This window comes from Pantoea sp. BAV 3049 (genome assembly GCF_009765445.1).
Taxonomy (GTDB): Bacteria; Pseudomonadota; Gammaproteobacteria; order Enterobacterales; family Enterobacteriaceae; genus Erwinia.
The window spans coordinates 4,941,365-4,954,510 of record NZ_WHOY01000031.1 but is presented as its reverse complement, the minus strand read 5'-3'; the positions used below and the strand labels follow the sequence as shown (position 1 = coordinate 4,954,510).

Annotated in this window: 11 protein-coding genes; 2 read left to right on the top strand and 9 right to left on the bottom strand. The window is 51.8% G+C overall.

The genetic code is table 11. From position 1 onward, the window contains the following. Positions 1-100: 100 nt before the first annotated feature. The 3 genes from lapB to pgpB all read right to left on the bottom strand — a co-directional run bounded on the left by lapB (position 101) and on the right by pgpB (position 2,490). Complete coding sequence (lapB, locus tag GSQ70_RS24565) at positions 101-1,270, bottom strand: lipopolysaccharide assembly protein LapB (RefSeq protein ID WP_158784963.1); 1,170 nt, start codon at positions 1,268-1,270, stop codon at positions 101-103. Between the two features lie 6 nt (positions 1,271-1,276). After that, positions 1,277-1,585 carry a LapA family protein gene (locus tag GSQ70_RS24560; protein ID WP_158784962.1) on the bottom strand — a complete coding sequence of 103 codons (309 nt, stop codon included), beginning with the start codon at positions 1,583-1,585 and terminating at the stop codon, positions 1,277-1,279. A gap of 143 nt (positions 1,586-1,728) precedes the next feature. Continuing rightward, entirely contained in the window at positions 1,729-2,490 is a 762-nt protein-coding gene (gene pgpB, locus GSQ70_RS24555; protein WP_158784961.1) for a phosphatidylglycerophosphatase B, read from the bottom strand. A gap of 236 nt (positions 2,491-2,726) precedes the next feature. On the opposite strand from pgpB, the gene ribA reads away from it, so the two are divergent. Continuing rightward, the gene (ribA, locus tag GSQ70_RS24550; RefSeq protein ID WP_158784960.1) at positions 2,727-3,320 is read left to right on the top strand and encodes a GTP cyclohydrolase II; all 594 of its coding nucleotides are present in this window, start codon (positions 2,727-2,729) and stop codon (positions 3,318-3,320) included. A gap of 120 nt (positions 3,321-3,440) precedes the next feature. Here the strand turns inward: ribA and acnA are convergent, their stop codons facing one another. The 5 genes from acnA to topA form a co-directional block, all read right to left on the bottom strand. Further along, positions 3,441-6,122, bottom strand: a complete 2,682-nt coding sequence (gene acnA, locus GSQ70_RS24545; protein WP_158784959.1) for an aconitate hydratase AcnA — start codon at positions 6,120-6,122, stop codon at positions 3,441-3,443. Between the two features lie 487 nt (positions 6,123-6,609). Then, complete coding sequence (locus tag GSQ70_RS25850; protein WP_199257359.1) at positions 6,610-6,852, bottom strand: hypothetical protein; 243 nt, start codon at positions 6,850-6,852, stop codon at positions 6,610-6,612. Next, positions 6,777-6,935: a YmiA family putative membrane protein gene (locus tag GSQ70_RS24535; RefSeq protein ID WP_158784957.1), complete on the bottom strand. Its 159-nt coding sequence runs from the start codon at positions 6,933-6,935 to the stop codon at positions 6,777-6,779. The genes GSQ70_RS25850 and GSQ70_RS24535 overlap by 76 nt, the downstream gene beginning before the upstream one ends. Positions 6,936-7,439: 504 nt before the next feature. After that, positions 7,440-8,414 carry an HTH-type transcriptional regulator CysB gene (gene cysB / locus GSQ70_RS24530; protein ID WP_158784956.1) on the bottom strand — a complete coding sequence of 325 codons (975 nt, stop codon included), beginning with the start codon at positions 8,412-8,414 and terminating at the stop codon, positions 7,440-7,442. A gap of 206 nt (positions 8,415-8,620) precedes the next feature. Continuing rightward, the gene (gene topA, locus GSQ70_RS24525) at positions 8,621-11,233 is read right to left on the bottom strand and encodes a type I DNA topoisomerase (RefSeq protein ID WP_158784955.1); all 2,613 of its coding nucleotides are present in this window, start codon (positions 11,231-11,233) and stop codon (positions 8,621-8,623) included. A 407-nt stretch (positions 11,234-11,640) separates the two neighbouring features. On the opposite strand from topA, the gene GSQ70_RS24520 reads away from it, so the two are divergent. Then, on the top strand, positions 11,641-11,889 hold the full coding sequence (locus tag GSQ70_RS24520; protein WP_158784954.1) for a DUF2498 family protein: 249 nt from the start codon (positions 11,641-11,643) through the stop codon (positions 11,887-11,889). A gap of 42 nt (positions 11,890-11,931) precedes the next feature. On the opposite strand, the gene sohB is transcribed toward GSQ70_RS24520, so the two are convergent. Continuing rightward, positions 11,932-12,981 carry a protease SohB gene (sohB, locus tag GSQ70_RS24515; protein ID WP_158784953.1) on the bottom strand — a complete coding sequence of 350 codons (1,050 nt, stop codon included), beginning with the start codon at positions 12,979-12,981 and terminating at the stop codon, positions 11,932-11,934. Between the last annotated feature and the right edge of the window lie 165 nt (positions 12,982-13,146).

Sequence of the window (13,146 nt, the reverse complement as noted above, 5' to 3'; positions counted from 1 at the left end):
ACGAAGTGAACACCGAAGTAACAGACAACTGTTTATGTCAATATCTTTAGTATGTTGTAACTAAAAAGCATCGAAAACAACGGCCAGTTCCGTTGCAGGATTACTGACCGTCGAGTCCGCGAATCGGTTTAACGGATGACCAGGCCCGGCATGAAGGACAGTGCCAGTAAAGCGCATGGGCGGTGAAACCACATTTGTTGCAGCGGTAACGAGGTTTAGTGCGGATTTGCTCACCCACCATATCCCGCAGCACCATCAGGCTGTCTTTCGCCCTGCCTTCTTCCGCTTCGTTAAGGTGGAAGTCCATCAGCCGGTGGAACACACGCATGGTTGGATGACGCTGCAGTTGACGATTGATGTAAAGCTGTGCCACTTCCCCACCTTCGTCGTGCTCAATCACATCGGACAGATAAAGTTCGGCCACCGCGCCAGTGTTCTCCTCAACACAACGTTTGAGGTACTCCGCCCAGGCCTCCGGCTGTTTCAACTGTATATAGCAGGTTTCCAGCATTTCCAGCGTTTCACTGACCAGTTCTTTATCCTGCTCAATGACCCGCTGCAGGAAGCCAACAGCTTTGCCGTACTCCCCTTTCGCCATGTAAATGCGGCCCATCATGATCGACACCCTGGCGCTCTGACGGTCGGCAGCCTCGCCTTTTTTCAGCAGGTTCATGGCACGATCGAGATCGTCGCTGCTCATTGCCTGTAATGCCAGTTCGCAGTAGAAGTGAGCAATTTCCATCCGCTGGCGATCTTTGCCCAGCTTCACCAGCCGTTCTGCCACTTCAATCGCTTTCGGCCAGTCACTGGTGGCCTGATGAATAATCAGCAGCTGCTGCAGTGCTCCCACCCGGAAGTCAGTCTCATCAACCAGTTGGCTGAACATCTCTTCTGCTCGATCGTAAAAACCTGCCGCCATGTAATCGCGTCCCAGCTGCTGCACGGCGAGCAAGCGCTGATCGTAAGTCAGTGAGGCACTTTCCATCAGCGCCTGGTGAATGCGGATGGCCCTGTCCACCTCTCCCCGGGAGCGAAACAAGTTTCCTAACGTCAGGTGAGCTTCAACCGTTCCACTGTCCTCCTTGAGCATATCAAGGAACAGATCGACGGCTTTATCCTGCTGGTTGGAAAGCAGGAAGTTCACCCCCGCCACGTAATCCCGTGACAGCCGGCTGGCTTCCTGTTGCTTATCCTGTTGCGCACTTCTGCGCCCCATATACCAGCCATAGGCTGCGGCAACGGGTAATAACAGAAACAGCAGTTCCAACATATAAAATTATTCCTTAACGACCGGAACGGGTGACGTTGTCACTGGTTCTTCAACCTGCCCCATCTGTTGCTGCAGGCGTTTAAGTTTGCGTTGCGAGTTAGCCAGGGAAACACGAAGGCGCAGCCAGAAAAGGCCGCAAATTGCCCAACCAAGTACAAACCCAGCGGCAAACAGTGTTGCCACCAGCGTGGAAACCCGATACTGCCCCTGTGCAAGCAGGTAGTTAAAACTGACAACCTGATCGTTATGTGCCCCAAGGGTAATGGAGATAATGAAGATCACTAAAACCAGTAAAAAAATCAGCAAATATTTCACAGTCCGTCCCATAGTCTGGTGATAACCAGATGAATTATGCCAAAAAAATCGCTCTGTTGCTTGTCTGATGCGTCAACAAAAGCCGGGACCGTAAAATTTCCTTGTCCACGATTAAATTATGGGGGCAAAAGCCAGAATAACAATCACTGCTCTTCTCGTTGATGAATCTCCTGCTGCTCAGCAGGCGGCACGGTCAGCGGCCCGCAGTAGCGCTGCACCAGCCAGGTGGCGAGCGTCACCAGCACCCAACTGATTAGCGTGGATGTGACCAGATCGCGCGGCCAGTGCATACCCAGTAACAGGCGGCTACCCATCACCCCGACCGCCCAGGCAAATATCACGATTAACGTGACGATCCTGCGCCGGGGCCACAGCAATCCTATCGCCAGCAGCGCCCAACTGGCAGCAAACATGGTATGGCCTGACGGGAAGGCATAACCGGTTTCAAACTCCCAATGAGATTTCAGCCAGTCTGGCATCCGGCTGTCGCTGGCTATCGCTTCGCGGACCAGTGCGCTGCGGTGTTTGCGTTTTTGTTCATAAAATGTCTTCTCATTCAGACCGTGATTTTGTTCCAGCCAGAGCACGTAAGGCCGGGGTTCCTGCACCTGGTCTTTAATAAAGGTTTTGGTTTGTTGCCCGATGAGGATCGCCATGATCATAATCACCAGCAACAATACCGCAGGCTTCAGGCGATAGCGCAGGCACCACAGAAACCAGGCGCATAAAATGGCGCTGCTCAGCGTTCCCCACGGACTGGTCACCGTTTCAGTCAGCCAGAACAGCATCTGGTGACCCAACCCCATCGCCACTGGATGCCACTGCCAGCCAGATACCCAGACGCTGAGCGGCATAATCAGCAGCAGCAAGGCTCCCAGCGTGGTGCGTTTAACGATGTCGAGCATAATTCTCCCTGTCCTGTTCGGGCCTTAAGGCCATATTTAGCTGACAATATGAGAAAAAATAATAACATACTGGCTGAGATGGTGATAATTGTGCGTTATCACAACAATCGCTCTAAGACGTTAACCGCCCTGATGCTGATTGTGGCAAAATAAGCGCAACTGAGTGTCAGCTAGCTGACCACGCACTGCCATGAGGGCAGAGCAATCTTGAGTATCTTGAGTATCTGGAGAGTCACATGCAGCTTAAACGGGTAGCAGAAGCCAAACTGCCCACACCATGGGGAGATTTCCTGATGGTTGGTTTTGAAGAACTGGCAACCGGTCACGACCATGTGGCCCTGGTTTATGGCGATATCAGCAACAGCGAGCCGGTTCTGGCCCGTGTGCATTCTGAATGTCTGACGGGCGATGCCCTGTTCAGCCTGCGCTGTGACTGTGGTTTTCAGCTGGAAGCAGCGCTGAATCATATCGCTGAAGAGGGTCGCGGTGTGCTGCTTTATCATCGTCAGGAAGGTCGTAACATCGGCCTGCTGAATAAAATTCGCGCTTATGCTCTGCAGGACAAAGGCTATGACACGGTAGAAGCGAACCATCAGTTGGGCTTCGCCGCCGACGAGCGGGATTTCACCCTGTGTGCCGATATGTTTAAACTGCTGGGAGTGAATGAAGTTCGCCTGCTGACAAATAACCCGCGTAAAGTCGAAATCCTCAGCGAAGCGGGAATTAACATTGTTGAGCGCGTTCCGCTGATAGTTGGGCGCAATCCTGAAAACGCTCATTATCTGGATACCAAGGCGGCCAAAATGGGCCACCTGCTGTCGAAAGAGTGAGTCACTGTTGATCAAAACCACACAGGTCAAATTCAGACTGCCAATACCGCCTTCCCTGGCGTGAGGCACAACATTTACGGCCTGTGTTCCTCTCCTGTCAGTGTCTTAGCCTGAGCAGAACTAATTCAGCATATTGCGAATTACGTAGTGCAGAATGCCATCGTTCTGATAATAGGTCAGTTCATTGCCGGTATCGATGCGGCAGCGGGTTTCCAGCGTCTCTTTATCGCCATTCACTCTGGTCAGCGTCACCGTCACCGTCCCACCGGGTTTAAGTTGTGACAGTTTTTCCACATCAATCTGTTCATCACCGGTCAGCTTCAGTGTTTTCCTGGTAACGCCCTGTGGGAACTCCAGCGGCAGAATCCCCATGCCAATCAGATTTGAACGGTGAATACGCTCAAAGGATTCAGCGATAACTACCCTGACGCCTAACAGACGCGGCCCTTTCGCTGCCCAGTCACGACTTGAACCCGAGCCATACTCCTTACCGGCGATCACCGCCAGTGGCGTCGACTGCTGCTGATACTTCATGGCGGCATCGTAAATAGCCAGCTGTTCATTGCCGGGAATAAATCGGGTGATGCCCCCCTCTACACCGGGAACCATTTCATTTTTGATACGGATATTGGCGAATGTGCCGCGCATCATCACTTCATGGTTCCCCCTGCGCGAACCGTAAGAGTTAAAATCAACCCGTTCAACGCCATGATCCAGCAGATAACGCCCTGCCGGACTGTCGGCTTTGATGCTACCGGCTGGCGAGATATGGTCGGTGGTGACGGAATCACCCAGCATTGCAAGGATCCTGGCCCCCTGGATATCTTCCACCGGCTCGGGCTCTTTGCCCATCTCATCAAAGAACGGCGACAAACGAATGTAGGTTGAGCCTTCATCCCAGTCGTAAGTTGCCGCCTCGCTGACTTTTATCTGCTGCCACTCAGGCGTGCCTTCAAAGACTTCGGCATACTCCTTATGGAACATATCGGTGGAGACCATCTGCACGGCTTCAGCAATCTCTTCCGGCGAAGGCCAGATATCTTTCAGGTAAACCGGCTTGCCCGTTTTATCCTCACCGAGCGGATCTTTCTGCAGGTTAATATTCATATTCCCGGCCAGCGCGTAAGCCACCACCAGCGGTGGCGATGCCAGCCAGTTCGTTTTGACATAAGGATGGATACGGCCTTCGAAGTTACGGTTACCCGAAAGCACCGCGCCAACAGTCAGATCGCCCGCTTTGATAGCGGACTCAATCTCAGCCGGCAACGGCCCGGAATTGCCGATACAGGTTGTGCAGCCATACCCAACCAGATTAAAGCCCAGCTTATCCAGATAAGGCGTCAGTCTGGCCGTAGCCAGATAGTCGGAAACCACTTTCGACCCGGGAGCCAGAGAAGCCTTCACCCATGGCTGACGTTTCAGACCCAGCGTCACGGCTTTTTTCGCCAGCAGTCCGGCAGCCATCAGTACGCTCGGGTTGGAAGTATTGGTACAGGAAGTAATCGCAGAAATGACCACCGCACCGTCTTGCAGTGTATGCTGCAGCCCGGTGGTGCTATCGGTATAGCTGACAGCCTTATGCTGTTTCTCAGCCTGGTTGACCTCAAGCTCGTTGCTGGCCTGGAAAGCCTTCGGCACATCGCCAAGAGAAACCCGGTCCTGAGGACGTTTCGGACCTGCAAGACTGGCTTCGACCTCTTTCATATCCAGCGCCAGTGAGCTGGTGAAGATCGGTTCGTCACCCGGATTACGCCACATGCCCTGCTCTTTAGCATAAGCTTCTACCAGCGCAACCTGTCCGGCAGGTCTGCCAGTCAGCGTCATGTAACCCAATGTGACATCATCAACCGGGAAAAAGCCGCAGGTGGCACCGTACTCAGGTGACATGTTCGCAATGGTTGCACGGTCGGCCAGCGGCAGATCGTCCAGCCCGTCGCCGTAGAACTCAACGAATTTCCCGACCACGCCATGCTTACGCAGCATCTGGGTAACGGTCAGAACCAGGTCGGTTGCGGTGATCCCCGGCTTTAATTTTCCGGTGAGCTTGAATCCCACCACGTCAGGTATCAACATGGAAACGGGTTGGCCCAGCATGGCAGCTTCCGCCTCAATTCCGCCCACGCCCCAACCCAGCACGCCAAGCGCATTGATCATAGTTGTGTGGGAGTCGGTACCGACCAGCGTGTCCGGATAGGCAAACGCCTCTCCGTCCTGCTTTTCATGCCAGACCGCCTTTCCCAGATACTCAAGGTTAACCTGGTGACAGATACCGGTTCCCGGCGGCACCACGCTGAATTTGTTAAAGGCCTTTTGCCCCCAACGCAGAAATACGTAGCGCTCGTGGTTACGCTCCATTTCCAGCCGGACGTTCTCTTCGAAAGCATCATCATCGCCGAAGTGGTCAACGGTAACAGAGTGGTCGATAACCAAATCGACTGGCGAGAGCGGATTAACTTTTGCCACGTCGCCACCGAGTCGCTTAACGGCTTCTCGCATTGCGGCGAGATCGACCACGGCAGGTACGCCGGTAAAGTCCTGCATCAGTACACGGGCAGGTCGATAAGCAATCTCACGGTCGGCATGAGCCTGCTTCAGCCAGCCGGCCAGTGCATAAATATCTTTTTCTGTTACGGAATCTTCATCCTGCCAGCGCAGGAGATTTTCAAGCAAAACTTTCAGGGATTTGGGCAGGCGGGAAAGGTCACCAAGGTGTGCTTCAGCTTTAGGCAGACTGTAATAATTATAGTGCTGGCCTTGCACATTCAGTCTGGCCCTGACCGTTTGATGTAGGGTGGATGACATTGCTCCTCCTTTATTTGTCTTATCATAACCTGAGTAATTGCATGGTCTGATGTAAAGATAGTACAAACAGGAGGTAACGTTTTGATAACAACACGAAATGATACCTGGAGCAACATCCGGAAAAACAAAAACGCCCCGCTGTATCAGACAGCGAGGCGTTATTATGAGAATTCTTTTTAATTTATATATGCATTATTAATGCATCGTCATTCCCAGCCAAAGCAGGCTTGTCCAGAATAAGGCAGAAAAAGTCCAGGTGCTGAACCAGGTCATTTGAGTTAAATTCATTTAATGCCCTCACTCAGGTCGAAATGACCATAAATGTACTGCTTCGAAACCGTTGCTATTGCAAACCAGCTTCACCGTTTATTGATGGTTTTTCCATCAGCAGACAACAACGTGCCTTGACCAATAACAGGGTCAATAAGTTAATTCTACGTTTTTGAATTTTTAATGTCCGACCAGAAGCCGGTAAGGCACTGCTTAATTACTTACTTTTTTTATCGATCATCGAATCGATAAAGCTGCGCTGCAGTTCACTCAGGCCCCAGGAGTCAGGAACAATCACTTCGTCCGTTTTTTTGCCTTTGCAATAACGCTCTTTAATTTTGCTTTGCTGCTGTGGCTTAGGATTCAAAGTCTCCAGGTGCATCATTATCCCCAAATGCGCCAAATCATTAAGGCGGCAGCGATCCAGAATACAGCTGAACCAGCGAAAACGGCCATCCACGCTTTGCGTTTCAGGTTTGCATTACGCTGAACCGGTACGATCTTGTGCCCGAAGTCGGGTTGTACAGATAATCTTGTAGTCATAGTTTTTGATAATCACTCTCATTAGGAACGATTGTTTGAACCAATCAGAAATTAGGATGAATCCTAAACATTTTACGGAGCGAGATCCAGTCATTTTTATTGAACTAAACGATTAACGGTATTCATCAAAGCAGAAAACCTAAATTGATTGTCCTTAAGCAAACTTAAGTCAATTAATGACTTCTTAAGTCAAATAACTCCGCAGACATCCCCTGTCAGATCCATTAATTACTCAAGTCACCTTTACTTACCCTTACGAAGCGCCTGTTCGAGCGACTCTTTAACTGGAGTATGGGAATGTTCTTAGAGGAGTGCAAAGCCGCACGGTAAAAAGTGTGTACCATTTCTCATTTAATGAATAACAAAGAAAAAACATGTGATACATGTTTCATTTACGTAAAAAGAATAAAAAGCTTTCATTGATGGGAGTAATAGAAAGGGACAATCAAACGATTCAGGGCCAAAGATTGGCCCTGATAATAACACTAATATTCACGAGGGAAATTATCTGGCAGGCAACTTGATATCTTTAAACATGGCTTCAATATCTTCATTCGAACGCAAACCTACAGCAGTATCAACAACATCGCGGGTCAGATGAGGAGCAAAACGCTGTATAAAGTCGTACATATAGCTTCTGAGGAAGGTGCTGCGGCGGAAGCCAATCTTGGTTGTACTGTAGGTAAAGACATCCGTGGCTTCAATTCTCACCAGGTCGGGATCGGAGACAGGATCAACTGCCATGCTGGCAATGACGCCAACACCCAGTCCAAGACGTACATACGTTTTGATAACATCTGCATCTGTCGCAGTGAAGACAATCCTTGGTGTCAGCCCCGCGCGATTAAAGGCCGTGTCCAGTTCTGATCGACCCGTGAAACCGAAGGTGTAGGTGACTAGCGGGTAGTCCGCAAGTTCCTCGATCGACACTTTTTCTTTACCCGCCAGTGGATGGTCAGGGGTAACGACGATGGCGCGGTTCCAGTGATAGCAAGGCAGCATGATTAAGTCGTCATACAGATGCAGGGCTTCGGTGGCGATGGCAAAGTCGGCATTACCCTTAGAAACGGCTTCGGCGATTTGCGTTGGTGATCCCTGATGCATATGCAGAGAAACCCGTGGATAGCGTTCGATAAAGCCTTTAATCACATTTGGCAGCGCATAGCGAGCCTGCGTATGCGTGGTAGCAACGTAGAGCGAGCCTTTATCCGGCCAGGTGTGCTCCCCCGCCACGGATTTGATCGCATCCACTTTGGAGAGAACTTCACGGGCAATGCGGATAATTTCCTGACCGGCTGGCGTAACCTGAGTCAGGTGCTTGCCGCTGCGGGCGAATATCTGGATACCCAGCTCATCCTCCAGCATGCGCACCTGCTTACTGATACCAGGTTGGGAGGTATAAAGCCCTTCAGCCGTTGAAGAGACATTCAGGTTATGGTTAACCACTTCAACGATATAACGCAGCTGCTGCAATTTCATGTTCATTCCATCCAGGGTTGAAGCCACGCGCCGGTTACCCGCGCTAACAGTTGCGGATGATCCACTGCACTGGGGAAATCCGGTCTAATGCGATTTGATAATAAGGAAAGGTATATCTATAACAACTATACCAAAAAAGCCTGGAATGTATAGCACAGTAAAGAGAGGGAGAAAAGGAAGGGCCGACAACTGCCGGCCCCTGAGGACTATTTTTTACCTGCTGCCTTGCTGGCCGCTTCCCACTTACCGTCGACGTAAAATGCCGACCAGCCAGTTGCCTTCCCGTCTTTCTCAGTGCTGACATACTGCTGTTTGGTTTTGCGGCTGAAGCGCACTACCGATTTGTTGCCAACATCGTCCGCTGCCGGAGCATCCGCCAGGTAGCGGAGCTTCTCAGGCAAACGGTCGCGGAAGCGCTGCAGCTCTTCCACCAGCGGGGCACGTGTTTCCCTGGATTTAGGGAAAGTGTTAGCCGCCAGGAAGACACCTGCTGCTCCGTCGCGCAGGACGAAGTAAGCATCCGATTTCTCGCAGGTAAGTTCTGGCAGCGGAACCGGATCTTCTTTTGGTGGCGCAACGTCACCATTACGCAGGATCTTACGGGTGTTTTTGCACTCGTCGTTGGTACAGGCCATATACTTACCGAAACGACCCATCTTCAGGTGCATTTCAGAGCCGCACTTCTCACACTCAACGACAGGGCCGTCATAGCCTTTGATCCGGAACTCGCCCTGCTCAATTTCGTAACCATCACAACCCGGATTGTTACCACAGACGTGCAGCTTACGCTGGTTATCGATCAGGTAGCTGTCCATTGCCGTGCCACACTTGTTGCAGCGGCGGCGGGCGCGCAGCGCGTTGGTTTCCGCATCATCCCCTTCGAGAATATTCAGCACTTCATTCTCTGGGATCAGGTTAATAGTCTGTTTGCAGCGCTCTTTTGGCGGCAGCGCATAACCTGAGCAGCCCAGGAATACTCCGGTACTGGCAGTACGGATGCCCATTTTACGGCCGCAGGTCGGACAATCGATAGAGGTCAGGATCATCTGGTTCGGCTGCATGCCGCCCTCTTCCGGATCCTTATCCGCCTTCTCCAGCTGCTGGCTGAAATCGGTAAAGAACTTATCCAGCACGCCTTTCCACTGCGCTTCGTTATTGGCAACTTTGTCCAGATTGTCTTCCATGTGCGCGGTGAAATCGTAATTCATCAGCTCACGGAAATTCTCTTCCAGACGGTCGGTGACAATTTCGCCCATTTTTTCGGCGTAGAAACGGCGGCTTTCAACCCGCACATAGCCACGATCCTGAATGGTCGAAATGATGGAAGCATAGGTGGAAGGACGGCCAATGCCACGTTTTTCCAGCTCGCGAACCAGTGAGGCTTCGCTGAAACGTGCAGGCGGCTTGGTGAAGTGCTGACTTGGCTTCAGCTGCAGCAGCTTAAGCTCTTCGCCCACGTCCACCGCCGGCAGGGTGCGATCTTCATCACCTTTACGCAGCGCAGGCATCACTCTGGTCCAGCCGTCAAAGCGCAGGGTACGGCCCTTCGCTTTAAGTTTGAAGTCGCCGGCCGCTACGGTCAGCGTGGTGGAGTCGTACTGGGCCGGCATCATCTGGCAGGCTACAAACTGGCGCCAGATCAGCTGATAGAGCTTTTGTGCATCGGCTTCCATGTCCTTCAACTGCTCGGACTGCACGCCAACGTCGGAAGGACGAATCGCTTCATGCGCTTCCTGAGAATTGTCTTTACTGGCGTAGACGTTTGGCGCTTTTGGCAGATATTTCCCACCGAATTCGCTTTCAATGTAACCACGCGCCATGCTCACCGCATCCTGACTGAGGTTAGTCGAGTCAGTACGCATATAGGTAATGTGGCCAGCTTCATACAGACGCTGCGCCATCATCATGGTTTTCTTCACGCCGTAGCCCAGACGGGTACTTGCCGCCTGCTGAAGCGTGGAAGTGATAAAGGGTGCACCCGGCTTGCTGCTGGTTGGCTTGTCTTCACGATCGGCCACCACATAACGGGCTTTTTCCAGCAGGCTGACTGCCGCCTGAGTCTGCTCACCGTTAACCGGCCGGAACGGCTTGTCATGCTGATGGGTCACTTCCATCGGCAGATCGCTGCCTTTCGGCGTGTTCAGATCGGCGTGCAGCTCCCAGTACTCTTCGGGGACGAACGCTTTGATTTCGCGCTCACGCTCGACCACCAGACGCACAGCAACGGACTGTACGCGGCCTGCAGAAAGGCCTCGGGCAATTTTCTTCCACAGCAGCGGGGAGACCATATACCCCACCACGCGGTCCATAAACCGGCGTGCCTGTTGCGCATTCACCCGGTCAATGTTCAGCTCGCCCGGCTTTTCAAAAGCCTGACGGATTGCATTCTTGGTAATTTCGTTAAACACCACGCGACTGAAGCGTGAATCATCGCCACCGATCACTTCCCGCAGGTGCCAGGCAATGGCTTCCCCTTCGCGGTCAAGGTCCGTTGCGAGATAGATGTGGTCAGCGTTCTGCGCCAGCGATTGCAGTTCGGAAACCACTTTTTCTTTACCGGGCAGGATCTGGTAGTTCGCTTCCCAGCCGTGATAAGGATCAACGCCCATGCGGTTAACCAGCGCCGCTTTTTCGTCCTTTTTCACCTTTTTGGTGGTTTTACTGGTTGTAGAGTCAGCGCTCTTTTTAACTGTTGATCCACTGGTCGGCAAATCACGAATATGACCGACGCTGGACTTCACCACGTAGTCATTTCCAAGATATTTATTGATCGTTTTGGCTTTTGCCGGGGACTCAACTATTACGAGAGCTTTTCCCATATTTACCTTTACCTGATTAAAACATCCGAGAGTAAATTGTGCCGTCTGCCCTGGGCAAACCTGCCGCGTCAAAGATATGGCTGCCGGATTTCAGTTTTTCAACCCGGTGACTTTTTACCAGATTGAAGCTGCCTGCTCAGGAAGCCAACCTGCTGATTAACGACACCTTTTACAACCTGTAGAGCGAACTGCTCACAAAGCGTGAAGCCTGTTTTACGCCCGGAACCCGAAACGCCCACACTCTACCTGATAAAATCTGATACGCAACTTAATTAGCATCTGCCCGGCGTTTCCGCCAGAAACTGGGGTAAAAAGAGTTACATGGCCCATGCTGCTACAAACATTGCGGTTTTGTTTATCGCGGACGTAATATATTGAGCATAGAATCCACTATAAAGGAGAGAACGGTGAATCAAACTGAGGCTGTTGACAAGGCCACCTTGTTGCTTAAAGCAAACGAGATGATTGCGCAGCATGAGCACTATTTCGAGGGATTAACGGCCACGGACGTGGAGCAGAAAGGCGATGTACTGGTATTCCGCGGTGAGTATTTCCTCGATGAACAGGGGCTGCCCGGAGAGAAAAGTACCGTGGTGTTTAACGTGTTTAAATTTCTGGCGGTCGAGCTTTCGCCCCGTTATCACCTGATAAAATAACGCCCGCATCGCGGGCGTCAGGATTACGCTGGATTTTACCGGTTACAACAGCGGCTTCTCACCACGCTGCCAGAGCCGTAACAGCAGACGTTCCGCGCTACTGGCTGCGCTCTGGGTAAAACGGTCCATCATTTTCTTGCGGCGGGTAAAGCGTACCGAGATCACTTCACGACCATTCATCTGATCAATGATCAAATCGTCGCTGGTGCCGATGGCGTCAACCAGCCCCTTTTCCAGCGCCTGAGTACCAAACCAGTGTTCACCGGTAGCGACATTGTCGATATCAAGCGAAGGACGCATCTGGTGAACAAACTGTTTGAACAGCAGATGAGTTTCATTGAGGTCTTCACGGAATTTTTCACGTCCCTGCTCAGTGTTTTCACCAAACAGCGTGAGCGTGCGTTTGTATTCCCCGGCGGTATGCAGCTCAACGTCAATTTCGTTGCGTTTCAACAGGCGGTTGAAGTTCGGAATTTGTGCCACAACGCCAATTGAACCGATAATGGAGAATGGCGCTGCCACGATGCGGTCGGCAACGCAGGCCATCATATAACCGCCACTCGCAGCAACTTTATCCACCGCTACGGTCAGACGAATACCTTTCTCACGCAGGCGCTGCAGTTGGGAAGAAGCCAGACCGTATCCGTGCACCACTCCACCCGGGCTTTCCAGACGCACCAGCACTTCATCTTCCGGTTTCGCTACGGCCATCACCGCAGAGATCTCTTCACGCAGTGAGGAGACTTCATGGGCATCCATGCTGCCTTTAAAATCAATTACGAACAGCGTGGGCTTGCCGCTATCTGATTTCAGCCCCTGCTTTGCACGCTGTTTGGCGGTCTTGGCCTCAAGCTTCTCTTTCTTCTTCTGCTCTTTGTGCCACTGTTTCTGATCCTGGTGCTTCATCTTCGCCAGCATCATCTCATCTTTCATTTCCTGGTAGCGTTCGCCCAGATGCGTCAGCTTCAGCTGGCCGCCCTGTGCCCGCTTGCGCATGGCCAGGTTAGTTGTCAGGATAGCAATCACGGCAATCGCCACCACTACCGTGACCGTTTTGGCCAGAAATAACCCATAATAAGAGAGTAGTTCCACTCATTCCGCCTTATTTAACATCGTATTGTACAGTCGCCAGTGTAGCCGAGTCGCTGGCTGGCGTCGCCCGAATCCAGTCGCCTGTGGGAGGTTTTACCGTGGGATGACATTGAACTGATAATCATTTTCAGGCATAAAGCACATTATTCATTGCGGGCAAGGGGT

Coding starts and splice junctions, on each gene's coding strand:
- lapB (WP_158784963.1), bottom strand. CDS start 1,270: ATGTTGGAACTGCTGTTTCTGTTATTACCCGTTGCCGCAGCCTATGGC.
- pgpB (WP_158784961.1), bottom strand. CDS start 2,490: ATGCTCGACATCGTTAAACGCACCACGCTGGGAGCCTTGCTGCTGCTG.
- ribA (WP_158784960.1), top strand. CDS start 2,727: ATGCAGCTTAAACGGGTAGCAGAAGCCAAACTGCCCACACCATGGGGA.
- acnA (WP_158784959.1), bottom strand. CDS start 6,122: ATGTCATCCACCCTACATCAAACGGTCAGGGCCAGACTGAATGTGCAA.
- GSQ70_RS24535 (WP_158784957.1), bottom strand. CDS start 6,935: ATGACTACAAGATTATCTGTACAACCCGACTTCGGGCACAAGATCGTA.
- cysB (WP_158784956.1), bottom strand. CDS start 8,414: ATGAAATTGCAGCAGCTGCGTTATATCGTTGAAGTGGTTAACCATAAC.
- topA (WP_158784955.1), bottom strand. CDS start 11,233: ATGGGAAAAGCTCTCGTAATAGTTGAGTCCCCGGCAAAAGCCAAAACG.